Genomic DNA, 24,982 nt, shown 5'->3' with positions numbered 1-24,982 from the left:
CCCGAGGAGGAGTTGGCGCTCTGCGTCTGATTGTTCGTGCTCGACGGCGAGTTAGTCTGCGCCTGGTTCGAAGGCGTCGCGCTCTGGTTGGAGGGATTCCGAGCCTGGGCGGTCGAATTGTTCGAAGCAGGCGCCTGCAACGTATTGGTGCCGTTGCCGGAATTGAGCGACGAGCCCGCCGCGGTCTGACCGGTCGAGGAGGGAGGCTGGTCTGAGCGGAATTAGTCGGAGGATTGGTCTGCGCGGATCCAGGCGACGTGCCGGTTGACGTGGTCAATGCCGATGGCGACGTGTTCGATGTGGAATCCTGCTGACGCTGCGTCGCCGACGGGTTTGAGCTTGACGTGCTCGGAGAAGACTGCGCGAGCGCCGAAGTCGACGCGGCCTCCGGTTCCAAATCGGGGAATCTCGGCAATTACCTGGGATTGACGCTGGGATTATTTCCAGCGAGCAGGGAATGCTGCTTCGCGGAATGGCAAGCGCGGGTTAATCAACAGGCCGGCTTTGAGTCGCAGCCTGAGTCGAACGGGATAGAGTGCAGTGCCCTACCTGTTGCATGACATCGCGTTCCACCACAGCTTCGGACTGACCGTCGTCGCCGCGTCCCTTCGAAATCCAGCGCATGACTGAAGCTTGTGTATCTTTTGATACGTTCCGGGACTCTGCGAGCTGCTAATGTCGCAACAAACGGGCGGCCCGCGGCGATGAAACGACTAAAGGATTCCTTGGGGCACTTGGACAATCCGAGCTGTCTAAATTGTCGCATAGCCATGAGATGGTTTCGATCCGAACTCGTGCGTGACAATCGTACAACGACGATCGCCCATCTCTTCGTCTGCTCGAATTGCAAGCGCGCGCACCGACAGGACACGGATTTCACGCCGGTTATCGTGCCGCCCGATAAGCTGGCCGGCTCCCGACTTCAGGTAATCGACGGTGGAAAGTGCACGACCTGAAAGCTCGGCGTTTCATCTGGTCGAGCAGCGAGTAACCGCCGGGAAGAAGTGGAACTTTGGCCGACCCCGCCTCGTTAGCAGTGCTACTTACGAACTGCTTTGAGGAGGACACCATGAAGAAGCTGATCGTGTGCGGCGCTCTGGCCGCTTTTGCCCTCGGTACCCAGGCCGCGAGTGCAGCCGAGTTCTACATTGTCCGCGACGCCACTACCAAGAAGTGCACTGTCGTGGACAGCAAGCCGACGACCACGACCACGACCGTCGTCGGGGATGGCGTTTACAAGACCAAGGTGGAAGCCGAATCAGCCGTGAAGACCACCAAGGTCTGCACCGAGCAGTAGTTGCTTAGTAAGACAAGCTACTGGAGGAGAGCATGCCTGTCTTGGTTTTGTGGGCCGTTCCCGCCGTCATGGTAGTCGGTGGCGTCGGCTATTTCCTGGTTCACATGCACTGACCGAATAGATTTTGCAGAATGGCTCGTCCGGCACGCCGGGCGGGTCGCTTGCGTTTCCGGCCCTCCCACTACACGGCCTTCAACTTCGCCCGCGAGCGACCAGCTCGTGATAGCAGCTTTCATACTCTCTCGTCATGCGACTGGCAACGAAACGCTCCTCGAACCGGGTGCGGACCGTTCTTCTCTCCAGCCGCACCGCTTCCTTGACGGCTTCGATTGCCTGCTCCTCACCGTCCACGATGAAGCCGGTGACACCGTCCTCCACGACCTCCGGCACCGATCCGGAGCGATAGGCGATCACGGGCGTTCCGCACGCCATCGCCTCGATCATGACGAGGCCGAAGGGCTCGGGCCAATCGATCGGAAACAGCAAGGCGGCGGCACCCGCGAGGAATGGTTGCTTGCGGACTTCATCAACCTCGCCGACCAGCATGACGTTCTCTCCGTCGATCTCAGGCTCGAGCCTCTTCTTAAAATAGGTCGCCTCCGCGCGGGGAATCTTGGCTGCGATCCGTAGCGGCATCCCGACCGCGCGCGCGATGCGTATGGCGTCTTCAGGTCCCTTCTCTGCCGTTAACCGCCCCAGAAAAGCGAGGTACGAACCGGGTTCGTAGGACGGCCTAAACAGCTCCTGTGGCAGCCCGTGCGCAATAGTCGCGATCCAGTTCGCTTCCGGAAGGGGACGGCGCTGGTTGTCCGAGATGGAGACGAAGGGGGCTTCCGGAAACGCGCCAATCACGTTGGATAATCCCGGAAGGTCGAGCCGGCCGTGCATGGTCGTCAGAAACGGAACGCCGGTCCGGCTCAGCACCGGCAGCGGCAGCCAGTCGACGTGTGAATGAATCACGTCGAATTCGCGTGCGCGCTCTGCGATGACTTCAATCAGCAGCGCGCAGGCGGCATTTGGATCGACTCCCTTCCGTCCCAGCCGCAACGCGCGCGGCCAGACGGCATGGAGCTTCCCCTTCGTCCTGGAATCCCCGCTCGCGAACAAGGTGACGTCGTGCCCGAGTTCGACCAGCTCGTCCACCAGCCAGGCGATCACCCGTTCCGTGCCACCGTACAGCTTCGGAGGAACGCTCTCGGCCAACGGGGCAAGCTGGGCGATCCGCATTGATCAGTCACCAAAGACGGTCCGCCAGCCGATCACGGCGACCGCGGAGATGATAAATGAGATCGCGAGCAGCGTCCAAGAGGGCCTTGTGCTTCCGCGGGCTACGCGCGCGACGAGCATTCTCAGGCTCCTCAACATTCGTCTTGGGGGAGCCGGTCCAGGTAGGCAATCCCGAAGCCGGCGAGTTCTTCGGTATCGCTCTCTCGCTCTTCCCCTCTCATTTGCAGATGGCGTTCGAGAAGGCAGCGTCGGCTGTCCTGCGGGCCAACGTCGGGGTGGCGCGCCCGGTAAACTGTCCAGGCGGTCTCCGTGGCATTCTTCAAGACGGCATCATTGACCATCGTCACGCTCCCGGCGACCGATCCAATCGCTGGCAACTCAAGACGGTCGGCAAAGTTTCCGGTTTCCTGGGCAGGCGAAGTCAGCGGAGACCACGCGCATTCAGCACGCTTTGGCACGGCCCCGCTCACGTGCCGCACGACGACGCTGCAGGCGCCGGCTTCTGCCAGATCGCCTGGCCGCAAGAAGCGGCGACGCCAACGGGGCGGAAGCCGAAGGCTCCGCCCCGGGTGCAGCGTTCTGCGTCCCTATCTCGGCAGGCCTTGCTTCCATCAATTCGAGCACAGCTCGCCCCTTCTCGGTGATACGCCAGCCGCCGTTCAGACGCTCGACCAAACCTTGCGAGAAGATGTCAAGTGCGGGCACGCGAGCGGCGAGTCGCTTGGTCCGCTCGGCCCAGTCGCGCCCGCTCGTTGCCAGGATCGCCATATCGCGCTTGAGGTCCGCCATTATGGCGAACCCGTCGGGATAGCTCACCAGGATCTTGAGCACAGTGACTTGGAAGTTCACCCCGCCCCCCTTTACCTAGCCTTGCATCACCGAAGCGTTTTGAAGAGCCTCGCGTCCAACCTGCTTCAGCCTCTTGGGCGAGGTACCGCCGTTCGTAGCCGCCCCTAGCATCCTTGAGGCCAAGTGGGTGCATGCTCCGGTTTCGTAGCGCGAGACGTTTTCACATACTTCGTGGAAAACGGCGCGCAAGAGCGCGGCTGTGGTCGGATCGAACATGGGCCCCCCAGGCAAGAAGAGTTAACGTACTGCGGAAAGCGGCCCCGCGAATTCAAAAAAGTTAACTCGCCACATCTGGCGATGACATCGAGCGCTTTGGCGGCGCACCATGAACTGAACTAAACCGAACCAGACCTTCCCCAGTAGTCAGATCGATTCTCTCGAGCGAAGCTGCCCCGCGGTGCCGAACATCACTTGCCCGCTCGCCGCCGGGACAGCAGAAACATTTGCTACCTATTCCCGTTGTCGGCGGGGCGCTCGAACTACGAAAGGATACTCGATGAAGAAGATTGTTATGTCGGCGCTGATGGTCGGCGCCCTTGGTCTCGCCTCGGTAGCCACTACGGCTCCTGCCGAAGCTCACTGGCGAGGCGGATGGGGACCAGGCATCGCCGGCGGCTTGGTTGCGGGTGCTGTGATCGGCGGTCTCGCCTCTTCGGCGTACGGCTGGGGACCGGGCTATGGTTACTATGAGGGCCCGGGTTACTATAGCGCCGGCTATTATGGCGGTCCCTACGCCTACGATTACGGGTACGACGAGCCGTATCGGTGGGGCGGAGGCTACACGACGACGTACTACACGGCTCCGGCCTCCTACGGTTATCGCTATCGTCGGGTCGTCCGCCCCGCTTACGCCTATTACCGCGGCTCCTATCCGGTCGTTCGGCACCACTGGCATCGGCACTACCAGCATTGGTGAGAGCATTCGATCCGAATGCAGCAGGGCCGCGCTATCGAACGCGCGGCCTTTTCATTTTCATCACGCGGCAGCATTCCGTCACCACCATCTGCCAGCAAATGGGCCGGGCCCCTCGAAGGCGAGACGTCGGTCAGGTGCCCTTTTCTGTAGTTTTGCCCAGCGCTTCGGATGCGGACGGGGGCCTGAGCGGGCGGGCGCCTCTTTCTTGACCTCGACGGCAGGCGCTGCAGGCATTGCGGCCAGGGCTTCCCGCACTTGCTGCTTGGGTTCTTCGGGGAGCGGATCGGCCTGCGCCATTGTCGGCAAATCGGCGCGCGGACTCGTGTCGAACACGATCTTCTCCGGCAGGCTCCTCGCCGAGGCGATCCGGATGATGGTCCTGTCCGGCTCGGACGGGCCCGCCTGCTCAACCGGCGCCGGCAGATACCGGTCCGCAGCGAAGAGCAGCGCTAACAGCAGTCCGCCGACGAAGACGAAATAACGAATGATCGGCATGAATGGCCGCTCGCAAAAGAGAAATCAGGTATCGGCAGGGGATTGGGGTGGCGGGTCGATTCGTTTAGCGCCCCTACTGCAAGGATTAGTCGATCTCCTGGATAACCGTGCGGGTCGACGGATCGACCAGCATCACGCGCTCGCCCGAGTAGACATAGCGGTACTTGGAGAGCGAGGGGCCCCAGTCGGCAGGCACCGCCTCGAGTTCGACTTCGCGCGGCACCGGCCGGCCGACGACGATCTTCTCGCGGGTCTCCACTGGACGGACCTTGTGCTCGGCGACGTAGGTGTGGATCTTCGTGCGGTATTCGGGCTCTATCTGTAGGGCGGCGGCATGTCCCGTGCCGGTGGTGGTGACGACGGTGGACTGCGCCATGGCGCCCGTCGAGATCATCGCCGCCATCGCAGCCCTCAGCAGAAGCTTGTTCATCATTCTCTCCTCGCCGCCATGTGCGGCATGCAAGAACCCATGAATGATGGCAAGGTTCCGGAAGCGGCAGGATAATTGCCTAGTTTTCCCGAATTTCGGAGGCAAGTGCCGCTGGCTCGGTCAAGAAGGCCTGGTACGAGCCCGAGCGAACTGCGCCAAGCTTTCGGTGCGCGTTCACCCCTTCTGCAACACGGTCGCGAGCGCCGAGCCTTAGTTCAAGATCGAGAAGGCCTCCCCAGAAGATAGATGCCCGGTGGCCCCGCCAGCGGCCCCCGCAAACGGACCGCGGCATCGACCCTGGCGCGTCAGAGGTTTGCGTCGCCCGTGTCGGACCGGGCGCCGCTCTCAGCCGACCGCCGAACTCGCGAGCTCACCCGTTCTGCAACTTGCAACGTGCAACCTGCCTTAGTGGGATGGAATTAAATTGCCGTTTTTTCCCGGAACTTCAGAAGCCTTTCACATTTGACTACTTCGATCGCATGTTGCGTCGATTCGGAGGGAATACGAGATGAACCGACAATTGTTTTATGGGTTTGCTGTCACCGCTCTTTTTCTTTCTTCAGTAGTGTCAGGGTCAGCGATGCCAGTAGCCTCTCCAAGTGCGCTCGGAAGCTCGGACAATGGTGTAATCCAGGTCAAAGGTGGCCATGGTCATGGCGGCGGCCACGGCTGGGGGCATCATGGCGGGCGGGGTCATCACTACGGATGGAGTAGAGGTCGCGGTCATCATTACGGCTGGCGGCATCACCGCTAATACGTAACCAACCGCACCATTCGACGCCGCCTCAGTTGGCGGCGTTTTCTATGAACAAGCCTGCTTTGGGCTCAAGCCCATGGTTTTCAAGCGTGTCCCCTGCATGTCGGCCTGCAGCGCCTGACTGGAATTTGAGTCGCTCCTCTCCCGCAATCCGAGATCCACCAGATACGCCCGCCGGTCGCCTTAACATTTGTTTTGGTCATCAAGCCAAGTCGCCGTGCTTGCCTTCGACAGCCCTCCGAATATTCTGGCGGCATGACGATTTGGACTAGGCATGGATACCGCTCGGCTGTTTTTTTTCGTCCTTTTTTCCTGCTCATGGCTCGCCCTCGGCTCTGCTCAGGCGGAGCATAGAGTTGCGCTGGTGCTCGGCAACTCCGCCTACAAGAGCGTGCCACAGCTAATCAATCCTGTGAACGATGCCGCTCTGGTCGGCGACATGCTCAAGAAGGCCGGATTCGAGTCCGTCGACATCAGGACTGACCTGAACGCTACCGAGATGCGGAAGGCCTTTCGCGATTTTGGTGGACGGGCCCGGGAGGCCGACGTTGCGGTCATCTACTACGCTGGTCATGGCATCGAGCTCGACGGGACCAATTATCTGATCCCGACCGACGCCGCGCTGGAGACCGATAGCGATGTTTTAGACGAGACCGTTGCACTTGATCGTGCTCTGTTTGCCGTCGAACCTGCCAAACAGCTGCGGCTTGTCATCCTTGATGCCTGCCGAGACAATCCATTCGCCAGGTCTATGAAACGGACGGTGGCCTCCCGCGCGATCGGGCGGGGCCTTGCCAAGGTCGAGCCGACCAGCCCGAACACCATGATCGCCTTCGCCGCCAAGGCGGGATCAACCGCATCAGACGGAGATTCAAAGAACAGTCCGTTTGCAACGGCCATAGTCCAACGACTCCCAACGCCTGGCCTCGACTTGCGCAAGGCATTTGGATTTGTCCGCGACGACGTCCTAAAGAAAACCGGCTACAAGCAGGAGCCCTACGTCTATGGCTCCCTCGGGGGCGATGATGTTTCCTTGGTACCGCCAAGTTCCGGGGCTGCACCGCAGCAGGACAATCCACAGACTGCCGCCCGGCGGGACTATGAGCTGGCGCTCCAGGTGGGGACCCGAGCAGTCTGGACTGCGTTTTTAGCTCAATACCCCGACGGCTTTTACGCCAGCCTTGCTCAGGGACAGTTGGATCGGATCGCTGCCGAAGAGGCGCGCGCAACGGCTTCGGAACGAGCCCGGATCGCTGAGCAGAAGAAGGCTCGACTCGCTGCCGACCAAGCCAAGCAGACAGTGCAAGACAAAGCGGAGGCCGCGGCTAAGGCCGCCGAGGATGCCCGGATCGCTGCCGAGAAATTGAAGCAGGAGGTCGAGGCGAAGGCGGCAGCAGCCGAACGAAAGCGGAAGGAAACGGAAGCTGCGGCTGAACAGGGGGTTGCCAAGTCGGACGAGAAGCAGGCAATTAACCAGCAGCTTACCGCCGACGACCAGCAGAAGATGGCCGCTCTTTCGCCGGCAACAGGTCAACCTGACCGCTCTGCCCAGGAGATCAACAAGCTGGTGCAGCAGGAGCTGCGCCGCGTCGGCTGCCTCACTGCGACATCAGATGACGACTGGAGCGTTACGTCACAGCAATCGGTTTCCAACTTCAACAAGTTTGCCGGGACGAAATTCGACATCAAGTCTGCCAGCCTGGACCTGCTCGACGCCATCAAGGCGAGGCGGGACCGCGTCTGCTCGCAGGTTTGCGAGCGCGGTTTTGAGCCGATCGGCGATCACTGCGTCAGGCGCTCATGCCGGCGCGGACTGGCTCTCAACGAAAAGGGCGAGTGCGTCCAAAGCGATAAGACGCCTGCGCGAAAGCCCGAGCGCCCGCTGGCCTCCAGACCGGAGGCAATTGATTCCAAACCGGCCGAACGGCGCTCTTTGAGCGGCGGCCGCTGCATCAGCATCAGTCAGCGGTGCGCGCTCGAAATCGGCGGACGCTGCGATCCCGCGAGCGGAAAATGGGAGTATGGCCGGAATGGCGCCGGAGGGAATACCCAGGCATTCAACGCCTGCCTCGGCCGAATGATGGCGGGAAGGAAGTAAGGGTTGCGCGGGCCCGAGGCGATTTGGTTGAGATCCTGCTCAATGCCGCTACGCCTGGCCCGCGGTTCACCGCTGATCTGCTCTTCGCGATAAAGGGCGGCGTGCAGGGGTGGAGCGGCTCTCACAACTGCTTGGCCTTTTCCTTGGCGGCTTGGCGGCATGTTCCCGCATGTTAGAGCGCTCGCTCTGGACTGGGCATATTGGCTTTTCCGAACCTTCTCGGATTGAAACCTTGAGTCGCTGCGCGCGAAAACCGCCAGAGCTTTGACCCAGCCGCACCTCCTCGGGATGGCTCAAGCACTCGCTCAACGGATCCATCGCACTGTGACAGCGAACCAGATCTGGTGCGCGCGACTGTTACTCCCGCATGCTGTTTCGCAGGACAGCAGCGAAATTTTCCAGACCAGGAAAACTTGGCAGAGACACGAGCGTTATTGAGAATGGGAAAGCCATGGCATCAGAGGTGAGGAGATGAGAAATTTCCCAATTTCCACCATTTTGGGCGCCGGCCTTTTCGTGCTTCTAATCTTTGGCTTTGTCACCTCGGGCCAATGGAAGACCGAAACTCCGAATGCAATCCCCATTCGCAGGATATGCGAGGCGGAAAACGTGACTGATGTCCAAATTCGGGAATGCACGATCAGGCAAAGAATGCAGAGTGCAGTTGAAGCGCGATTAGATCAAAGGTGAGCTTCGCCAGCGTGCCATCGAAGATCGATGTGCCGCTCGCGGATTGGCTAAACCGGGCTTCCTGGTGCGGCGAACCCCGCCACACTTTTACGGTCGTAAAATCGCTGTACTTGAACGTCAGTTATTAGCGCCGGAAAATTTGGCCGCGTTCGGCCGCGAGGGCGAGTTCGGCCCATTCTTTCGCAAGCCTCATCCAGCTATCCCGATCGGCTTGGTTCGAACATCGCTCTGCTTGTGCGCGGCAGGCCGCCGCTTCGTTGTAGAACTGTTGAGCCGACGAGATCATGTTGGCATATCGGAGAATGCTGTCAGGTAACTTATTGCTCATTTCTCTGTCCAACATCTCTATGTTGCTGATGTTCCTGCAGAGGCCTGGCCGCCCTAACTCTCCAAGAACGGAGTTCGGAAGAGCTCTTCTCCTGGCCGCCCCTGGGCTTGAAGCTGACAGGGCTCCGGAAGAGAAGCGGCTTGTCGCTTGAGACATCGGCAAGAGCGACTACGCTCCCGGGGTGAGCAGCGCCTCTCGTGGCTCCGTCGGGTAGCATCAACCCCCAAAAATCAGAGTGTCTTATCGTTGTCGGTCGCAGGAACTCGCGGCCTTAAAAACGATTGGCGTGCCAAAGAGGACTTTAAAGAGGATTTTATGGCCGATACCGAACTCGCTCGCTCTCGTAGGTCGGACTTTGGCGGCTGGAGTTTGGCAGCCGCCCTCGGGCTGGTCGCGGCTGCGTTTCTTTGGGAACGCATTTCACCGCCGGAGAGCGATGGTCTTCCGAGGAGGCGGGAAGAAGGGCGCGACGCATCAGCGAACAGTCTGGCCACCGAACGAGAGGATCGCGGGCGCGATGCCTCGGCGCCTTCCGAGATTCCGGCAAGGGGCTGGAAGGACATCTTACTGCGCGTCTATGACAACATCGGCAAGCATCGTATTCTCGCTTTGGCCGCTGGCATGACCTACTACAGCATACTGGCGATATTCCCCGCGCTGGCGGCGCTGGTTGCCATCTACGGCCTGTTTTCCGACCCAAGCAGCATCGCCAAGCATCTGGACCAGATCTCCGGCTTCGTTCCGGGAGGCGCCATCGAAGTAGCGCGCGAACAGCTCACGCGCGTGTCTTCGCACGGAAACCACGCACTTGGCGTGACGTTCGTCATCGGCCTTGCCGTCTCGCTTTGGAGCGCGAACGCCGCGATGAAATCTCTTTTTGACACCCTGAACATCGTCTACGGCGAGGAAGAGAAGCGCGGTTTCATCAAACTGAATCTTGTATCTCTGTCGTTCACGATAGCGGGTATCGTCTTCGTGCTCGTGGCAATCGGCTCCGTCGTCGCGATACCGGTCGTCCTGAATTATCTCTATCTCTCGAACTTCGCCGATCTCCTCATCCGCATCGCACGATGGCCGGCCATGTTCGTGGCCATCGCGCTTGCGCTCGCCTGCATCTACAGGTTCGGTCCGAGCCGCGAGGCTCCGCGCTGGCGCTGGATCACATGGGGTAGCGTGGTTGCCACCCTGCTCTGGCTGGCGGCCTCCGGGCTGTTCTCCTGGTACGCTGCAAGCTTCGGCAAGTTCAACGAAACCTACGGTTCGCTTGGAGCCATCATAGGTTTCATGACGTGGCTTTGGATCTCCGCCATCGTGATCCTGCTCGGCGCGGAACTGGATGCGGAGATGGAGCACCAAACCTCGCGCGATACCACCACGGGGTCGCCCAAGCCGCTCGGCGCACGAGGAGCCACCATGGCCGACACCGTGGGTGGCCCTCCCGCTTCCTAATCCCGATAGTTTAGGCGGCACCAATGCAGGAAGAGCAGCCAGCCTTGCTTCTGCTTTTAGGTGGGACGCGACAGGCGCTTGTTGATCTTCCTTAAGCGCTACGACTTCCATCGGCCGAGGTCTTTCATATAGATCGCGATAGCTCCTCCCCTCATTGTTGGTCCGCAGGCCAGGAGACAATCATGATCGCTGCGCGGCTCGCCCTGAGCTTCGTTGAGTGGTCCGCCTCAATCGCGAGCAATAGGGGAAGCGGACGAAGTTTGCCGCCTACCGCTGATCTGATTGGGCCAGCGACCACGTCACCCGACGGGAAAAAGCCGCTCTTGGATTCGGCTCCGCATAAGCAAGCTGAGACCTGCATCAATTTACATGGTTCCCAAGGCAACATTTGTTAATCCGAAATGCGTCTTGCAGTGTGTCGTTGCCGCTACAGCGGGTGTGCCGCATGCGAGCTAGGGTGCTCTCAGGGTGGGGACTCTCTAAGGACTTAGGGGACTATTGAGATGAACAAGTTGTTGGCTTCGGCCGCTTTCGGCGCTTTGTTTTTGGGAGCGGCGTCTGCGTCAGCTGCGGATTTGGCTGCGCGCCCGTACACCAAGGCGCCTCCGCAGGCGGTCGTCGCGACCGTGTTTGACTGGAGCGGCTTCTACATCGGCGTCAACGGCGGTTGGGCACAGAGCCATGATCGCCGCGTGTTCGATGCGACCTCAACGCTCTTCGGCAGCTACGATGCGGACGGCGGCACTGTCGGTGGCCAGATCGGCTATCGCTGGCAAACGGCGGGATGGGTTTTCGGCCTCGAGGCTCAAGGCAACTGGGCCGATGTGTCTGGTAGCACCCCCAATCTGGTTGTTCCCGGCGGCGTTGTCCGGTCCCGGATGGACGCGTTCGGCCTATTCACCGGTCAGCTCGGCTACGCCTGGAACAGCGTGCTGCTCTATGTGAAGGGCGGCGCTGCGATCACAGATCGCAACTATCAGTTCCTTGCAGCAAGCGGTGCGCTCGCCTCCGAGACCGGCTACGGCACGCGACTGGGCGGCACAGTCGGTGCTGGGCTCGAGTTCTCGTTCGCTCAGAATTGGTCGCTCGGCGTCGAATACGACCACATCTTCGAGAACCGCCACGGGGCAACGTTTAACGTGCCTGGCGGCGTGGCCGTAACGGGTTTCACGACGGGCGGCGACACCGATATGATCCTCGGCCGCTTGAACTATCGCTTCGGCGGGCCGGTCGTCGCGCGTTATTGATCGACGACCTCACGTTCCAGTCAACTATAGAGCCCCGCGCAAGCGGGGCTTTTTTTGTGCCAGATTCCCAAGCGAGGCTGCTTGGCTGCATGAGAGGGGCCAGCACCCGACCGCCTTTATGCCAGTGGTCGATCGGAGCGCTATCGAGGCTTAGGCCCGATCTCATTCCGAAAAGGCCAAGAAGTCCCGGCGCAATCTGAGGCGAAGACTAAGCCGGCCCGATCAGGAACGCGGGCCCTTGTGGCATTTCGGCCTGCAACATTACCCCTTAGGGTCGGCGTCCGAAATTTGCAAAGCCGAATGACAGCCTTGACGCTTTGATGCGCAAATTGAACCTGCAGCAGACATGCACCCGTTGATTCTTATTGCTGAGGATGCCGAGCGGCGGGGCCGTTTGGCTTGCACTGTGAGGGCGCGTCGACGGGCGATGACAAGCATCATCCCGCTCCCGCTTTGAAGACCTCAGCCGACCGCAAGGCTCCTGTCTGAACTTGTAACAGAGGCCAGAGACATGAGCGCCGGTTTGGCAAAATAGTATCCCTGGAAGAGCGTGATGCCGGCAGCGCGGAGCACAGTGAGTTCGGCTTCGCTTTCGACGCCCTCCGCCAGCACTGTAATGCTAAGCTGGCGCGCAATGGACACCAGACCGGACACGATCACCTGCCTAGACGAACTGAGATGGATGTCTCTCAGGAGCTCCATGTCGATTTTGATCAGATCCGGCTGCAAGCGCGCGAGGAGATTCAGCCCGGCATATCCCGCTCCAAAGTCATCCAGGGCAGTAAGAAACCCAAGCTTCTTGTACGTCGCGACAATATTTTCCACGTGAGCGGGGATCGTTCATCCGCTCATTCTCAGTGAATTCGAACATCAGATTTTGCGATGGAAAGTTTGCCCGCCGCGCCGCCTCCAGCGACTTCTGGATGCAAGCTTTGGGCTCGTACACCGCATTTGGCATGAAGTTGTGATGTGCGGCCATGCCGTGACCGAGCGTCACCGCACGCTGGAAGCCGCGATGAGTTCGGTTGAACACGCCGCCGACCCCCAAACCGACGCGGCCATCAAGATCGTGGCTTGGCTGCAGCATGTTGAAATCGTCGGCAGCCGGTTTCAAGTTGCCGGCAGAGAGCGCCTCCCTGTCTCAGTCGAAGCAACGGTCGGAATCCGGTCGGATTATCGTGGATTCCGTAGTTGCAAGCGCATAAGAGCGTTCAGCCACAGCGAGAGCGTTGAAATCGTTCACTCGGCCTTAACCAACGAGCAGCGGCTGGCACGAGAAATGACGCACATCAGGAGACATGGCGATCACGCCCCCCTGAATGGATCTCGTATTGCTCGTGGTCTAGCTAAGAAGGGCGTTGGCGCCAGCCTGCGCCTGCTTCTCTAATTCGCTGCGCATCAGCCAATACACGAGCGGCAGCACCAAGGGGTTGGCAACCCGGCGCTGGAAAATAGCGTCCTGAAGTTCTCGGGACCGCTTCTCACATTCGGCATCGTCGCAACCGCCCGTCTGCACCGAATCCAGGAACTTTTCGGCTTCGACTTTCAAAATCTGGTTCGTCGTCGCGGAATCCGATTGCCTGAACTGCTCGCGGATGGCCCAGAAGATCGCCGGCGAAATCGTGGCTGCGACCGCTGCGAAATCGATCAGCTTGAGATCTTTCGCCACCGCGCCGACTATCAAGGCCACGAACGAGATGCCGGCGCCGCAGATCAGATAGGTGCCGTACTTCTTCCGAAGCGAGGCATCGTACTGCAGGTTCATCCGTTGGCAGACTAGACGGGCCATCGCATGCCTGGCGGTTGGAACGATCCCCGTGTACCAGCCCGCAATGCTCGATGCATCGTCGTTCCATCGGCGCGCAGCCGCATCGACGACTTCGGCATCTTCGCGCTTGCCGGCGACGAACGAATTCCAAGGCATCTTCAGAAGACCGCAATCGAATTCCTCGCTGATCTTCGCGGCGACCTTCAGCAGCCGGCGCTGCATCCGATCGATCCACATCACGTCCATTGCCGTCGCGATCAGGCCGTAGAGCGCCACGTAGGGCCTGGTCTCCTGATGGGTGAACGCCAGCACTGCGCCAAGGACCGGCAGCGCGACCGTCAGGATGATCTGCAGGATCTGGTAGCGCGTCGCGTCGGAGTAGACGCGCTGGCGGGCTTTGAGCAGCCGCTGGAGCTCTGGCGTGTCCTGATCCTGCGCGATCGTGTTCATCCGCTATTCCCCGCTCATTCGATTACGACGTAGAACGGCTTGCTGAGGCCGACCAGCACGTCGTCGCTGCGTCGGACGACGAACGCCTCGGCCATGTGGATGCCGCGATAAGCCAGCGTTTCCCCTCGGCCGTCCGCCTTGTTCGGAACCTCGAATCCGCCGCGTCCAGCCTTCGCCGACATCGCCACTGCTCCGGTGTTCGTGATCCGCCACTCGACGTAGTATTCCGGCGGCACGGGCGTGCCGTCGACGAGGGTCGCGCGGAAATATAGGCCTCCTTGCGGCTTCAACATCTGGCCGGCGACGACAGGCCGTCCCACCTGCGCGTGACTGGCGGAGCGCCATTCGGCGGAGACCGCGATGTCCGCGGGTTGGGATACGCTGCGCCACCGAGGCGTCTGCATGTGTGCAGGCCGCGCGAAGCTGGCCGGCAGGATCGATATTCCATAGTCCCTGACCATGTCCACAATCCCGTTGAGATGGGCCGCGGTGGAATCGAGGAAGCGGGCGACCAGCGAATTGCCCGTGCTTTCCATCGCTCCGTCCGCTGCGACCTTCACCAGATCGCCTTTGGCGAATTCGGATCCGAACACCTTCTGCCATGCCTTGATGGACTCCTGTCGCCCCTCCGTCGCGTGCGCCTCGTCGATCCATTTCCGATAGCGGGCGATCACCGTGCGGAAGTTCGAATACTGCTCGTCGGTACCGAAGAGCTGCGAGAAATCCTCGCTCGGAAGTTTCGGGTTCGTCACCGCAGGCCTGGAGGGATACATCCGGAGCCAATCGTCCAGACGCCCCATCAGGGTCTTGAGCGTCGTCGGCACGTCCGCAAAGGCATCGTTGCCTTTTTCGAACCATTGGATCTGGTTGCCGAGCAGGGTCGTGAGCAGGACGGAGGGGCAGGTAAAGGTCTCCTTGATGTCGCGCAGATATTTGACCAGGCGCGTCACCTTGCGGAACGAGTTGTTGCCAGAATACGCGTTCCTCTCCTTCATCCATTCGGTGTATTCGACCGGCGCCGTCAGTTCGAAACCGCCCTTCCGGTTGCAGACTTCCATGCTGCCCTCCCAACGCCTGCCGACGACGCAAGGTGCCAGGTCGATCTTGCGGTCGCCGGCATAGGTGATCGTGACGCAGTAGTCCCACGTCTTCGTCTTGTCTTCGTAGGTCTTGCTGCCGGAGAACGCGCGGCCGAGGCTCTCGACGTATTCGGCGGCGGTCCACCCCTCGACGGGATCCACGACGACCAAGAGGTCGGCGTCGAATTCCTTGTTGTCGACGGGACGGATGATCGTCTCGTGCGCCCAGGAGCCCTGCTCTACGAAGGTGCGGACCTTCGGCTTCCAGTCGGACTCGCGCACGAACGACTTGAGCGCAGGAATGCTGGCCTCCAGAAGGTCGATCCTCGTCTTGTTGAGGTTTACCGTCTCCTTCAGGAAGTCGTCGAACAGCGATACTAGCTTCATGACGCGTCCGCCTTCATCGGATAGTACCTCTTGAAATCGTCGTGATGGGCGAGAGGTTCGGGACGGTAGGCCGCCGTTCCCTTCGCGCACTGCACGACGGCCGGTAGCTCGAAGCGTTGGGCGACCGTCGGATGGATCTTGGACTGGGCGCCGACGTCGCGAAGCTTGACCGGCCAGTTCTGACGGGCAAGCAGGCCGCGCAACCACGACCAGTTCGGGAGTGCGTCGGCCAAGGCGTCGATCGTATCCCGCATGCCGGCGACTTCGCAGTGCTGCACGCCGCCGGCATCGGGATTGACGTTCAGCGCCTGCCCAACCTCGCCCGTCCCTTCCATCTTCTTGCCGGCGACGACGATCGGGCCCGTGAGCAGGCCGTCCGGGACGGAAACGGCTTCGCGGCACATCCATTCAAGTGCGATGTCGGACAGGCGGGATTCGGGCTCCGGGTAGGAGCCGCCGACGTCCGAATGGTTGCCGGCGAACCACCATTGGCGGAGCCGTTCGTGCCCGGGAAAATGCGGCGCGCCCTCGTCGCTGCCGCCCCAGCCGACGCGGTCGAAATCCTTCCGCGTCTCGTCGATCGCGTTCGCCGAGCGCGCGAACGCGACGTGACGGCTCAACAGGCGATCAAAGTTCTCGCCCTTCCACACCGCCTTGTGGGAGCGCGATTCTCCGGGCTTGGGGTAATCGAGGATCGTTTTGGTCGTCGACTTGTTCTGCCAGTACCAGAAGGCGCCGAGCGCGCCTGCGACGATGGCGATCTGCGCCAGAAACCCGGTCAGCATGAAGCCTGTACCGAACCACCAGGAGCAGACAAGTGCGATCAGCACCGCGGGAAGGAACCCGCCGACGAATGCCGCGGCCGAGACGCCTGCGGCGAGGCCGGCTTGTATGATGAAATAGCGCAGGCCTCTGGCGCCCAGGGCGGCCACGGTGTCGAAGACGCCGATGAAGTAGGGCGCGACGTTGGAATCGGATCCGTCGCCCGACTCGTACTTGAGCTGGAAGCGCCTGGCCAGTTCAAGTCGCTCGTCCTCGAATTCGGCTCGCGGGTGACCCGCCCCATATTCGAGCACGGTATCGACTGCCTCTTTAGCGATGTCCTTCGCGGCCTTCCGGAACCGTATCGGCAGGCCGGTGGGGTGCTTGGTGGGCACGCCGCAGAGCATCAACAAGTTCGCCAGGCTGCGGACCGTGTAGGCGCCGCGGCTGAAGCCGAACAGGAATATCCTGTCGCCGGGTTCATAGTGGTTCACGATGAATTCGTAGCAGTCGGCGATGTTGCGCTTGATGCCGGCGCCCGTCACGGACCCGAGCAGCTTCTGGACGAAGCGAACTGGTGCGGTTAGCGCCGTGGCGCCGATGTCAGTGCCCAGACCCGCGTCGTAGAACGCCACCTGCCTCGAGGGATCGATGCCCGTCTCGGCATGGTCGCGCGAGACGCGGTACATCTTGTAGATGTTGCTGATGCGTTGCTCTGGCCGGGCGCCGCCGTCCTGGCCGGTTCCGTCCGAGAACACCACGATATTCTTCGCCATGTCGAATCTCCTTGTCGGCAGTCGAAGAATCGCCTTGCATGCACCGACAGATGGTATATACCTAGATTTGGGTATAAAATCAAGTATGGGTTCATGAAGACTGATTTCACCGCATCCGAAACGTCCCGGTTAGACGCGATCTTCAAGGCGCTCTCGAAGTACCAGGCGGAGATCAGCCTGCCGCAGGCACTCGCCTTGATCGCCATCGCCAGAACTCCGGGCCTCTCAGTCAATGAGCTCGCCGAGAGGCTGGACCAGCCGCAGCAGACGGTGAGCCGCCACGTGGCTGTCCTTCTCGGTCGTTATCAGATTTCCGAGACCGTCGTGCCGCGCGCGTTCATCCGGCAGGAGGTCAACGTCAAAGACCCGAGAAGTCGGGCGCTGTTTCTTTCGCCGGAGGGGCAATCGCTCCTCAAAGCGCTCGTCGCGGATTCCAGGACAACGTAGGGTTAGGAGAGGTCTGATGAACGCAGCGGAACAGCTTGTGGGGATGACGCTCGACGGCGGCTGGAAGGTCGTCAGCAAGATCGCGCACGTCCCGAGCTCCGGCGGCATGTTTTCCGTGCCCTATATTGTCGAGGACAAGGAGGGGAAGGAGCATTTCCTCAAGGCCCTCGACTTCTCGGACGCGTTCAACGACCCAGATCCCGCGCGCGCGCTCCAGAACATGACGTCGGCATACAATCATGAGCGGGATGTCCTGGAGCACTGCAAGGATCGCAGGCTCTCGCGGGTCGTTCTCGCCGTGACCCACGGCTACGCGCAGGTTCCGGGATTTAGCACTATCGAGGGGCGGGTCGCCTACCTGATATTCGAACTCGCGGAGAGTGACGTGCGCAAGCAGGTCGATCTCAAAAAGCGCCTCGACTGCCTGATCAGCCTCAGCATCCTGAACGACGTGACCCTCGGCATGATGCAACTGCACAAGGAGACGATCGCGCATCAGGATCTGAAGCCTTCGAACGTCTTGACGTACGGAGATGGTGGCTGCCGCGTCGGTGATTTCGGGCGGTCGTCGCGACGGGGCTATCAGGTGTGGATGGACAATCTCGTCGTGGCCGGCGACCGCACCTATGCTCCGCCGGAGCAGCTATATTCCAATCTCCACGCCGATTTCGTGGTGCGGCGGATCGGTTGCGACCTCTACCTGCTCGGGAATCTCGCTGCATTCCTGTTCTCCGGGATCAACATCACCGCGGCTTTGTTCTCGCGGCTCGACGCGGCCTTCCATCCCAGCAACTGGAGCGGCACCTATGACCAGGTGTTGCCGCATCTCCAGCACGCCTTTTCGCAGGTGCTCGCCGACCTCGACGCCGTGGTCGATCCGCTGGTCCGCACCGAGATATCCACGATCGTGCGGGAGTTGTGCAATCCCGATCTGGCCAAACGCGGCCATCGCAAGGGCATCGGATCGGCAAACCAATATTCTCTCGAACGCTATAAATCCTATACCGACCTTCTGCTGAAACGGACCACCGTCGCGGCGCGCGCGCGAAAAGTCGCATGACAGCACAGGCCTTTCCGAAGAAGAGGGATATCGTTCCCCGGTGGAGACCAGCCGCGCGGGTGGCCGCTTCCGGCGAGTTGGCCATGCCCGGCAGACCCGCGCAGGACTCCAGGATTCCAGAGGAGCTCAAGGCGCGGCTGGAAGCTTGGCGCAGCGGCAACGACGTCATCGCGGCCGCGGAGTTGGTCGAAACCGCCATCGTCGAAGGGCGGGAGAAGGAAGCCGAACGCGCGGCACGCAGCTTGGTACGGGAAGGATCCGAAGCGACCCCGCTCGTCAAGAAGCAGGCGGCTCTCCTGCTCGAAAGGCTGGAGCCGGATGCGTCGAGCCAGACCGGCATCGAGATCGGTCCGCTGCGGCGACACGTGTACCGGTATCCGGAAGATGCGTTGTCGTGGGTCGATTTGGCACTCGGATACGTGACTCATGGCGAGAAGGACAAGGCGAAGCGGGCCATGACCGTCGCGTTGCAACTGGCGCCTGCGGATCGACATGTCCTGCGCAGCGCCGCGCGAATGCACCTGCATCTCGACGACCCCGAGCAGGCGCACGACGTCCTCAAGCGGAACCCAGCGACGAAATTCGATCCGTGGCTGGTCGCCGGCGAGATCGCGCTGTCTTCCGCCGCTGGTCGAAAGCCCCAATTCTTCAAGGTCGGGATCGACATGGTGGAAGACGGTGGATTCCAGCCGCTGCACCTCTCCGAACTCGCATCGGCCATCGGAACCGTTCATCTCCGCGATGGCAACCGCCGCGCGCGCAAGCTGTTCCGGACGAGCCTCGTCGATCCTACAGGGAACTCGCTCGCCCAGGCCGAGTGGGCCAATCCCCATCTGGGCGGTGAACTGGTCACCTCGAAGCAGATTGATCGGGTGCTCGATTCCGGGGAAGCGCGCGCGTTTCACGCGTACTGGCGAGGGGACTTCAATGGCGTGATCAAGGTCTGCGAGCAATGGACGATGGAGGAGCCCTTCGCCTCGAAGCCGTATGCGGTCGGCTCCTCGACGGCGATCACCATCGGCGATTTCGACCTCGGTCTCCGCCTTGCCCAGCGCGGACTGAAGCTGGAGCCGGACTCGCTTCTGTTCCGCAACCACCTCGCCTACGCTCTCATCGAGAAGGGAGAATATCCGCGCGCAGCCCAGATTCTCCGCCAGGCGCTAGTCAAGAAACAAACGGTCGATGAGCCGGCCGAGTACCTCGTCGCGACCGCCAGTATGCTCTCCATGCGGATTGGCGATATCGACGATGGAATCGCGGGGTACAAGGCCGTGATCGCAACGTTCAAGCGGCAGGGAAACAGGAATATGGAAGCGTCGGCGGCTGCCTATCTCGCCCTCGAGGCGGCACGGGCCGGAACCGCGACCGCTTCCGAGTTCATCAAGCAGGCGGAAGACTTGGCGAAGGACCTGCATTACGCGCCGGACTGCAAGGTGGTGCTACAGCGAGCCAAGCGGTGGCAGGCGGCGGTAGAGCATAGACTTCGCGTGACCCGTGGCGAATAGCGGCTGATGCTGTAGCCTCGCCCCGGGGCCGCGATCACGCGTCGCCTCGCTCCCTCTCACCCCACCCGCGCGACAGCCTCTGCTTCACGTCGTGGCGCGCCAGGACTTTCTCGCAGAGATCCCACCGGTCCCCCTTCGGGGTCACGTCGCCGGCGTACCTGAGGTCGAAGGCGTTCGCGCGCTTTCGCCGCTCAGTGTATTCCCTCAGGCGTTCGTCGAGCTTCTCCTCGTCCTCGATCCAGTCGTCCTCGATCACGTCGGGCAGCGTGCCGAAGATGTCGAAGCGGTTTCGCATGCGCTCAGACAGCTTGGCGTACACCTTTTCGTCGACCGTCTGCTGGGCGACGCCGTGAAAGAGCAGGTTCAGCATGTCGACCCGGTCGCGGCGCTGCCCGAAGCGCTTGATCCGGCCGATCCGCTGTTCCAGGCGTGACGGATTCCACGGCAGGTCGATGTTGATCAGGGTGCCCAAGGTCTGGAGGTTCAGGCCCTCATCCATGACAACACTCTTCACTTGACGCGCTCGAACAGCGGAAGCGTCGGACGATCCTCGGGGCGACGGGGATTCTTGGCGCGGATCGCCCCGACCTCATCGCCCGTCGGATTCTCCGTCATGGCGATGCGGATCGCCTTGCGCCAGCCGACATCCACGTCATCGGAGGTGCCGGTCGCCGCCAGGTACCCGAGCGCGAGCATCGAGTGGGTCTTGCCGCCGCCCATCGCCTGTTTGAGCTCGAACACCGCCTGACTGGAGGTGCCGGCGAGCCGTTGCAGGCCTTGCCGCAGCAGGGTCTTCATGCCGCCCGTGATGTAGGTCTTATCGAAGAAGGCCTTCCCGGCCTTCGCGTCGTGGCCGATCAGGTCCTCGAGTTTCTCGATCTGGTCGCTCAGTGCGTAGTCGATCGCCTTCGGGTCGAACTTGCACGCGTCTTTCACCGTCTGAAGCATTTTCGCCAGCCTGCCCCTTATTTCTTCCCCGCGTGATGCCGCTCGAGCCACTCTTTGGCGGCTTCTTCCATAACTTCGGAGGCAGTCCTGTCCTGTCCGATTGCCGCCTGCTTGATCCGTCGAATGACCTCGGGATCCATGGACGTCAGGAATTGCTTTTTGTTGCCTGAAGACGGCTTTCGCCCCTTCCCCGGAGACGGTTTCGCGTCCGCCATCGCCCTGCCCGCGCGTTGTGCAATCCCGAGAACCGTCCCATGGGTTGCAGGCGACGGCAAGGGATCGGGGCGGCCGCCTGGCGATTTTCCCCCACAATCGGCCGCGATTCATCGATTTCAGATCTTTACCATCCCATTGAAACCACGCCAATTTCGGCGGTCGAGATTCTCATATAGATATCTATTTGAAATAGGTCGATATAAGCCTATTGACTCCGAATATTGTTCCTGATTTGTTCTGTTCCTGCCTCCCCGAGAGAGCGACCCGCCCAGCTACGCTGCGGCGCGCACGGTTCGGGGTAGACCTGCTCCGCTATCCGGCACGTCAGCAAAGGAATAGCGATGGCCAGATTTTCGCTGCCGCGCATGCGGCCGGGAAGGCGAGTTCACCTACGATCCGACGCGGCACGAATGCCCGCGCTGCGGCTCGCCCGACGTGCAGTTCGCACTCGGCATAGACGAGATGCCTGAAGAAACTCATCGACCGGATCGTGCAGGCGCTGAGCCAGGCCGAGCCGCTGGACGACCATCCAACCGACGAGGACTAAACTGTGTTGTTATGGATCCTATCAGATCTGCATGTCGAGCTGACCCGCGGCTGGGACCTACCGTCCGGCACCGCGCGTCCGCAATTCGACGTCCTGGTCGTCGCCGGTGATCTCATTCCGCGTGCGGAGCGCGGGGTGAAGTGGCTTCGCGAACGCGTGCCGGATCGACCTGTCATTTATGTCGTCGGCAACCATGAGGCTTATGGCTGCGACATCGACCGCACGGTCGAGAAGGCCAAGGCAGCATCAGTCGGCACGAACATCCACGTGCTGCAGCACAACTCCATCCGAATCGGTGACGTCGCCTTCGCCGGTGCGACACTATGGACAGACTTCGATCTCTTCGGTGACCAGCGTCGCGCAATGGTGGTCGCCAGCGAACGGATGAACGACTTCCGAAAGATCAGGATCAACCGCTATCTTCATCGCTTCCGGCCGGGACACGCCCTGGCTCGGCACCTCCAAGCCCGCGCCTTCCTCGAAGCCGAAATGCGCAAGCCGCGCAGCGGGCGCCTAGTAATCGTCACGCATCATGCGCCAATCCCGAGCCAAGCGCGCCGCCTAGGCCCATATGATCCCGGTGCGCGGCTGTCCGACGAAGAGGTCTTGACCGCAGCATATCGGAGCGCCCTTGGCTCGCTGATGTGGCCGGAGCCGGTTGCAAACGGCAGACCTGAACTGCGGCCTGCGGACCTCTGGATCTACGGGCATACCCACGAGTCCGAGGACACTGTGATCGGCGCAACGCGCGTGGTGTCTAACGCCAAGGGCTATGGGCCTTGGCCGCCGCAGCAGCGTGCCTGGGACAACCTCCGGTTCGATCCAAATTTCACGATCGAAATCTGACCTCCGCTGAACAGCACGCATATTCAGACCTGGTGGAAGCTATTGCCGTGGAGCGCCACTCGAATCCTTGTGACGGTAATCGGCTTCCCCTTTTCTTGCTAGCGCTCAGTCGCAAAACGTGCCAATCTTCCTCTTCGGAATTTCCGGTATACGCCGCCCGGACCACGCACTAAACGCTGGCAATCGAGTCCTTGAATGGCGAGAAGCGCAAGAGCTGACATCAAGAGGAGTTTAGGTCAGAGAGTCAGAGACCGACGACTTTCGCTCAACATGTCTCAAGAAGACCTCGCCAGTGAGGCAGATATTCGTCGTGCGCTAATTAGCGAGATCGAGCGAGGCGAAGCCAATCCAACTCTTGAGTCTGTCATTAGGCTTGCGGCCGCTCTGCGCATCGATCTCTCTGAACTCTTCGATTAACAACGGTAGCTGGGCGCTCGCATCATCAGAATAGGTAAGGTTGTAGTACGCTTCATACTCTCGCCCGAATTATCCTGTACGTTATTCCGTACTGCACTTCGGTCGAACGCAGACTTGAGCTCTTAATTTTTCCGTTCGGCGCTGCAAAGTGCGCTTTCTGATCTCGTCGAATAGGAGTGCGGGATGTCCATCGACAATGACTGTCGTCCGAATGCCATCGCTATGTGCAACGTCAACAGGATATCCAGTTATGCGTACGACACAGTTCATCTACCGAGCGACCGGCTCAGTCTTCTTTGATAGCCCCAAGTGCAGGGCTGCAGTTCCAGCTCGAGACCCGCTTCTCAAGTACGCGCTACAGCAGGCCAGTCTGGATTACGCAGTTCGGTCAATCAGGCACCAAGTGGGCCCGCAGCTCGATTGCCCGCGACTTTCGCTCGCAGGCGTCGTACTGGATCGAATGGATGGCCTCTTCCTGCTGAAGGTGCACAACATCAAGCCACAGCGATCTGAACGTGACCGGGCCGCGCTTGAATTTGCACTGCGATGCAATGGTCTCAGGCTTTTGGAACGAGATGCTCGGGAGATTAGGGCCGATCCGCTTTTCTCAAACGCCCGGCAAGTTTGGGAGCACGAGCGGTATGATGTCTCGCTGCTGGACAGACTTAGAATATCGGCAGCCCTCGCAGAATACGGTCCGCAGTCAATTCGAGACTTGGAAGCCCGTTCGCGACCTGAGGGAAACGTTCTTGCGGCAGCGTGTGCGTTAGCCTGCCAGAACCTATTGACGCTGAATATCCAAGATTCCCCGTTGGGACCACTCACCGTGGTCGCCGCGAATAGCCAATGGTAGGGGCGCGATGATTGTAGTCACCCAGCCAACCTCACGTTAGCCGTTCAGGCCGAACACGCGGCCGGCGATCCGCATCCTGGCTGAGTGCCTCAGCCCGGACTGTCGTCGCCTGCGATAACAACCTCGGCTTCGCGCTTTCGTACCCGCGGGATAGCCGTCGCTCGACTCCGATTTCAAATGAAGAGAGGCATCCATGATTGGCGTCCATCTCGGCTCGAAGCAACAGAACGCGCAACACGCTCTCGCATCGGTTTCGGGCTCTCGATCATGTTCAAGCGGCAAGCCTTTCAGGGCCGACAAGGTCTGTTCGTTTCCGCCAAGACGGCAACCCCGATCCCGGCGCGACATCCGGCGCTTCGAGATGCGCTCGTTCAGGCGTCCCTCGATCCGAAGGTGCGTTCGATCGCTTATCTTGCGTCGGCGAATGTTGCGTCCGAGCAGGTAGAACTTGATGCCGTCATCGTCCAGCGCGAGGACGGTCCCTTCCTGCTCGACGTCATCCCGGCGCGAAAAATCCGGGATCTCGAGCAGGAAGGGCTCGCGCTCATTGCACTGTCTAGGCTGGGCCTCGCGCCGCTTACGTTGACGGTCGAGGAAATCCGGCTTGAGCCGCGCTTTACGAACGCAAGGCTCGTCTGGTCTTACCGCGGCGCTCATGTCCCGATCGGGTTGCGCCTCAGCATCCTGCAGACCCTGCTGGACGAAGGGCCCATGCCGCTTGGCGAACTTCTGAAGTCGATCCGCAGCGACCGCGATCCGGCTCCTGCGGTGATGGCGCTTGCCTGCGTTGATCTCATCATCCTCGATTTAGTGTCCCACCCGTTGGGACCATGCACCATGGTTAGGAGCCGCTCATGACCAGAAGGACGGTCGGAAAAGTGCAAGGGCACCGCAGAGTGCCAAGGTCGGCAAGCGTGCCGGTTAGGCATTTTGGGTTTTCGCGGGCGCTGGGCGTCCCCGAAAATGTAGTTGCCGATGCATTTCGGTCCTGCTTCCCGAACCACGTCATCGATGACATGGATGGCAGTGTCGTGCCCCATTCATCTACGCTTGCGGCGAAGGGGGAATTTCCTTCGGCGCGACGAGCGATTGTGGCAGCCGCGTTTGGCGAGGCTATGAACGGAGCCGTTCGGCGGCA

23 protein-coding genes and 1 pseudogene are annotated in these 24,982 nt (G+C 60.9%); 12 read left to right on the top strand and 12 right to left on the bottom strand.

Annotated elements, in window-relative coordinates; translation table 11 throughout:
• Window positions 1-30 precede the first annotated feature (30 nt).
• Both AOQ71_RS47675 and AOQ71_RS12460 read left to right on the top strand, forming a co-directional pair.
• Entirely contained in the window at window positions 31-189 is a 159-nt protein-coding gene (locus AOQ71_RS47675; RefSeq protein WP_245316854.1) for a hypothetical protein, read from the top strand.
• Window positions 190-1,069: 880 nt separating this feature from the next.
• Complete coding sequence (locus tag AOQ71_RS12460) at window positions 1,070-1,297, top strand: hypothetical protein (RefSeq protein ID WP_057746595.1); 228 nt, start codon at window positions 1,070-1,072, stop codon at window positions 1,295-1,297.
• Window positions 1,298-1,489: 192 nt separating this feature from the next.
• Here AOQ71_RS12460 and AOQ71_RS12455 read toward each other — a convergent pair whose 3' ends face one another.
• The 3 genes from AOQ71_RS12455 to AOQ71_RS45035 all read right to left on the bottom strand — a co-directional run bounded on the left by AOQ71_RS12455 (window position 1,490) and on the right by AOQ71_RS45035 (window position 3,373).
• The gene (locus AOQ71_RS12455) at window positions 1,490-2,524 is read right to left on the bottom strand and encodes a glycosyltransferase family 4 protein (protein ID WP_057746592.1); all 1,035 of its coding nucleotides are present in this window, start codon (window positions 2,522-2,524) and stop codon (window positions 1,490-1,492) included.
• 131 nt (window positions 2,525-2,655) lie between these two features.
• Window positions 2,656-2,865 (bottom strand): hypothetical protein, encoded by a 210-nt coding sequence (locus AOQ71_RS12450; RefSeq protein WP_057746589.1) that lies wholly within the window; start codon window positions 2,863-2,865, stop codon window positions 2,656-2,658.
• A 100-nt stretch (window positions 2,866-2,965) separates the two neighbouring features.
• Window positions 2,966-3,373 carry a hypothetical protein gene (locus tag AOQ71_RS45035; RefSeq protein ID WP_057746586.1) on the bottom strand — a complete coding sequence of 136 codons (408 nt, stop codon included), beginning with the start codon at window positions 3,371-3,373 and terminating at the stop codon, window positions 2,966-2,968.
• A 496-nt stretch (window positions 3,374-3,869) separates the two neighbouring features.
• Between AOQ71_RS45035 and AOQ71_RS12440 the strand changes: the two genes are divergently transcribed.
• The gene (locus tag AOQ71_RS12440; RefSeq protein ID WP_063958227.1) at window positions 3,870-4,289 is read left to right on the top strand and encodes a hypothetical protein; all 420 of its coding nucleotides are present in this window, start codon (window positions 3,870-3,872) and stop codon (window positions 4,287-4,289) included.
• Window positions 4,290-4,367: 78 nt separating this feature from the next.
• Here the strand turns inward: AOQ71_RS12440 and AOQ71_RS12435 are convergent, their stop codons facing one another.
• Both AOQ71_RS12435 and AOQ71_RS12430 read right to left on the bottom strand, forming a co-directional pair.
• Window positions 4,368-4,784, bottom strand: coding sequence for a hypothetical protein (locus AOQ71_RS12435; protein WP_057746583.1), 417 nt, complete (start codon window positions 4,782-4,784; stop codon window positions 4,368-4,370).
• Between the two features lie 85 nt (window positions 4,785-4,869).
• The gene (locus tag AOQ71_RS12430) at window positions 4,870-5,214 is read right to left on the bottom strand and encodes a DUF1236 domain-containing protein (protein ID WP_057746888.1); all 345 of its coding nucleotides are present in this window, start codon (window positions 5,212-5,214) and stop codon (window positions 4,870-4,872) included.
• 1,031 nt (window positions 5,215-6,245) lie between these two features.
• Here AOQ71_RS12430 and AOQ71_RS12425 point away from each other — a divergent pair.
• The gene (locus tag AOQ71_RS12425) at window positions 6,246-8,069 is read left to right on the top strand and encodes a caspase family protein (RefSeq protein WP_057746581.1); all 1,824 of its coding nucleotides are present in this window, start codon (window positions 6,246-6,248) and stop codon (window positions 8,067-8,069) included.
• Window positions 8,070-8,883: 814 nt separating this feature from the next.
• On the opposite strand, the gene AOQ71_RS12420 is transcribed toward AOQ71_RS12425, so the two are convergent.
• Complete coding sequence (locus AOQ71_RS12420; RefSeq protein ID WP_157083495.1) at window positions 8,884-9,087, bottom strand: hypothetical protein; 204 nt, start codon at window positions 9,085-9,087, stop codon at window positions 8,884-8,886.
• A 315-nt stretch (window positions 9,088-9,402) separates the two neighbouring features.
• Between AOQ71_RS12420 and AOQ71_RS12415 the strand changes: the two genes are divergently transcribed.
• The gene (locus tag AOQ71_RS12415) at window positions 9,403-10,536 is read left to right on the top strand and encodes a YihY/virulence factor BrkB family protein (protein ID WP_057746575.1); all 1,134 of its coding nucleotides are present in this window, start codon (window positions 9,403-9,405) and stop codon (window positions 10,534-10,536) included.
• A gap of 503 nt (window positions 10,537-11,039) precedes the next feature.
• Window positions 11,040-11,783, top strand: coding sequence for an outer membrane protein (locus AOQ71_RS12410; protein ID WP_057746572.1), 744 nt, complete (start codon window positions 11,040-11,042; stop codon window positions 11,781-11,783).
• 462 nt (window positions 11,784-12,245) lie between these two features.
• Here the strand turns inward: AOQ71_RS12410 and AOQ71_RS12405 are convergent.
• The 4 genes and pseudogenes from AOQ71_RS12405 to AOQ71_RS12390 form a co-directional block, all read right to left on the bottom strand.
• A pseudogene (locus tag AOQ71_RS12405) lies at window positions 12,246-12,747 on the bottom strand (EAL domain-containing protein); the annotation flags it as partial.
• 378 nt (window positions 12,748-13,125) lie between these two features.
• Window positions 13,126-14,001, bottom strand: coding sequence for an S-4TM family putative pore-forming effector (locus tag AOQ71_RS12400; protein WP_057746570.1), 876 nt, complete (start codon window positions 13,999-14,001; stop codon window positions 13,126-13,128).
• A 14-nt stretch (window positions 14,002-14,015) separates the two neighbouring features.
• The gene (locus tag AOQ71_RS12395) at window positions 14,016-15,467 is read right to left on the bottom strand and encodes an SMODS domain-containing nucleotidyltransferase (protein ID WP_057746567.1); all 1,452 of its coding nucleotides are present in this window, start codon (window positions 15,465-15,467) and stop codon (window positions 14,016-14,018) included.
• Entirely contained in the window at window positions 15,464-17,005 is a 1,542-nt protein-coding gene (locus AOQ71_RS12390) for a T6SS phospholipase effector Tle1-like catalytic domain-containing protein (RefSeq protein ID WP_057746563.1), read from the bottom strand. The genes AOQ71_RS12395 and AOQ71_RS12390 overlap by 4 nt, the downstream gene beginning before the upstream one ends.
• 93 nt (window positions 17,006-17,098) lie before the next feature.
• On the opposite strand from AOQ71_RS12390, the gene AOQ71_RS45930 reads away from it, so the two are divergent.
• The 3 genes from AOQ71_RS45930 to AOQ71_RS12375 are packed head-to-tail and all read left to right on the top strand — an operon-like array spanning window position 17,099 to window position 20,017.
• A complete protein-coding gene (locus tag AOQ71_RS45930) occupies window positions 17,099-17,452 on the top strand; it encodes a MarR family winged helix-turn-helix transcriptional regulator (protein ID WP_057746560.1) in 354 nt (117 codons plus the stop codon).
• Window positions 17,453-17,468: 16 nt separating this feature from the next.
• Window positions 17,469-18,512: a protein kinase domain-containing protein gene (locus AOQ71_RS12380; protein WP_057746558.1), complete on the top strand. Its 1,044-nt coding sequence runs from the start codon at window positions 17,469-17,471 to the stop codon at window positions 18,510-18,512.
• Window positions 18,509-20,017, top strand: a complete 1,509-nt coding sequence (locus tag AOQ71_RS12375) for a tetratricopeptide repeat protein (RefSeq protein WP_157083494.1) — start codon at window positions 18,509-18,511, stop codon at window positions 20,015-20,017. The genes AOQ71_RS12380 and AOQ71_RS12375 overlap by 4 nt, the downstream gene beginning before the upstream one ends.
• Window positions 20,018-20,051: 34 nt before the next feature.
• Here the strand turns inward: AOQ71_RS12375 and AOQ71_RS12370 are convergent, their stop codons facing one another.
• Both AOQ71_RS12370 and AOQ71_RS12365 read right to left on the bottom strand, forming a co-directional pair.
• Window positions 20,052-20,516, bottom strand: coding sequence for a helicase-related protein (locus tag AOQ71_RS12370; protein WP_057746550.1), 465 nt, complete (start codon window positions 20,514-20,516; stop codon window positions 20,052-20,054).
• Between the two features lie 11 nt (window positions 20,517-20,527).
• Window positions 20,528-21,016: a DUF3780 domain-containing protein gene (locus AOQ71_RS12365; protein WP_245316852.1), complete on the bottom strand. Its 489-nt coding sequence runs from the start codon at window positions 21,014-21,016 to the stop codon at window positions 20,528-20,530.
• A gap of 715 nt (window positions 21,017-21,731) precedes the next feature.
• Between AOQ71_RS12365 and AOQ71_RS12355 the strand changes: the two genes are divergently transcribed.
• The 3 genes from AOQ71_RS12355 to AOQ71_RS12345 all read left to right on the top strand — a co-directional run bounded on the left by AOQ71_RS12355 (window position 21,732) and on the right by AOQ71_RS12345 (window position 24,702).
• Window positions 21,732-22,574, top strand: a complete 843-nt coding sequence (locus AOQ71_RS12355) for a metallophosphoesterase (RefSeq protein WP_057746542.1) — start codon at window positions 21,732-21,734, stop codon at window positions 22,572-22,574.
• A gap of 195 nt (window positions 22,575-22,769) precedes the next feature.
• A complete protein-coding gene (locus AOQ71_RS43085) occupies window positions 22,770-22,991 on the top strand; it encodes a helix-turn-helix transcriptional regulator (protein WP_083514143.1) in 222 nt (73 codons plus the stop codon).
• Between the two features lie 1,120 nt (window positions 22,992-24,111).
• On the top strand, window positions 24,112-24,702 hold the full coding sequence (locus tag AOQ71_RS12345; protein WP_057746886.1) for a hypothetical protein: 591 nt from the start codon (window positions 24,112-24,114) through the stop codon (window positions 24,700-24,702).
• Window positions 24,703-24,982: the final 280 nt, after the last annotated feature.

Origin of the sequence: Bradyrhizobium manausense (assembly GCF_001440035.1) — a bacterium.
In the GTDB taxonomy this organism is placed as follows: domain Bacteria; phylum Pseudomonadota; class Alphaproteobacteria; order Rhizobiales; family Xanthobacteraceae; genus Bradyrhizobium; species Bradyrhizobium manausense.
Note: the sequence above shows the minus strand (reverse complement) of the source record. Positions and strands in the feature narration are given on the sequence as shown.

Coding starts and splice junctions, on each gene's coding strand:
- AOQ71_RS12345 (WP_057746886.1), top strand. CDS start 24,112: ATGTTCAAGCGGCAAGCCTTTCAGGGCCGACAAGGTCTGTTCGTTTCC.
- AOQ71_RS12410 (WP_057746572.1), top strand. CDS start 11,040: ATGAACAAGTTGTTGGCTTCGGCCGCTTTCGGCGCTTTGTTTTTGGGA.
- AOQ71_RS12400 (WP_057746570.1), bottom strand. CDS start 14,001: ATGAACACGATCGCGCAGGATCAGGACACGCCAGAGCTCCAGCGGCTG.
- AOQ71_RS12450 (WP_057746589.1), bottom strand. CDS start 2,865: ATGGTCAATGATGCCGTCTTGAAGAATGCCACGGAGACCGCCTGGACA.
- AOQ71_RS12395 (WP_057746567.1), bottom strand. CDS start 15,467: ATGAAGCTAGTATCGCTGTTCGACGACTTCCTGAAGGAGACGGTAAAC.
- AOQ71_RS12425 (WP_057746581.1), top strand. CDS start 6,246: ATGGATACCGCTCGGCTGTTTTTTTTCGTCCTTTTTTCCTGCTCATGG.
- AOQ71_RS12435 (WP_057746583.1), bottom strand. CDS start 4,784: ATGCCGATCATTCGTTATTTCGTCTTCGTCGGCGGACTGCTGTTAGCG.
- AOQ71_RS12460 (WP_057746595.1), top strand. CDS start 1,070: ATGAAGAAGCTGATCGTGTGCGGCGCTCTGGCCGCTTTTGCCCTCGGT.
- AOQ71_RS12420 (WP_157083495.1), bottom strand. CDS start 9,087: ATGAGCAATAAGTTACCTGACAGCATTCTCCGATATGCCAACATGATC.
- AOQ71_RS12430 (WP_057746888.1), bottom strand. CDS start 5,214: ATGAACAAGCTTCTGCTGAGGGCTGCGATGGCGGCGATGATCTCGACG.
- AOQ71_RS12380 (WP_057746558.1), top strand. CDS start 17,469: ATGAACGCAGCGGAACAGCTTGTGGGGATGACGCTCGACGGCGGCTGG.
- AOQ71_RS12375 (WP_157083494.1), top strand. CDS start 18,509: ATGACAGCACAGGCCTTTCCGAAGAAGAGGGATATCGTTCCCCGGTGG.
- AOQ71_RS12415 (WP_057746575.1), top strand. CDS start 9,403: ATGGCCGATACCGAACTCGCTCGCTCTCGTAGGTCGGACTTTGGCGGC.
- AOQ71_RS12370 (WP_057746550.1), bottom strand. CDS start 20,516: ATGGATGAGGGCCTGAACCTCCAGACCTTGGGCACCCTGATCAACATC.
- AOQ71_RS43085 (WP_083514143.1), top strand. CDS start 22,770: ATGGCGAGAAGCGCAAGAGCTGACATCAAGAGGAGTTTAGGTCAGAGA.
- AOQ71_RS45930 (WP_057746560.1), top strand. CDS start 17,099: ATGAAGACTGATTTCACCGCATCCGAAACGTCCCGGTTAGACGCGATC.
- AOQ71_RS12390 (WP_057746563.1), bottom strand. CDS start 17,005: ATGGCGAAGAATATCGTGGTGTTCTCGGACGGAACCGGCCAGGACGGC.
- AOQ71_RS12455 (WP_057746592.1), bottom strand. CDS start 2,524: ATGCGGATCGCCCAGCTTGCCCCGTTGGCCGAGAGCGTTCCTCCGAAG.
- AOQ71_RS12440 (WP_063958227.1), top strand. CDS start 3,870: ATGAAGAAGATTGTTATGTCGGCGCTGATGGTCGGCGCCCTTGGTCTC.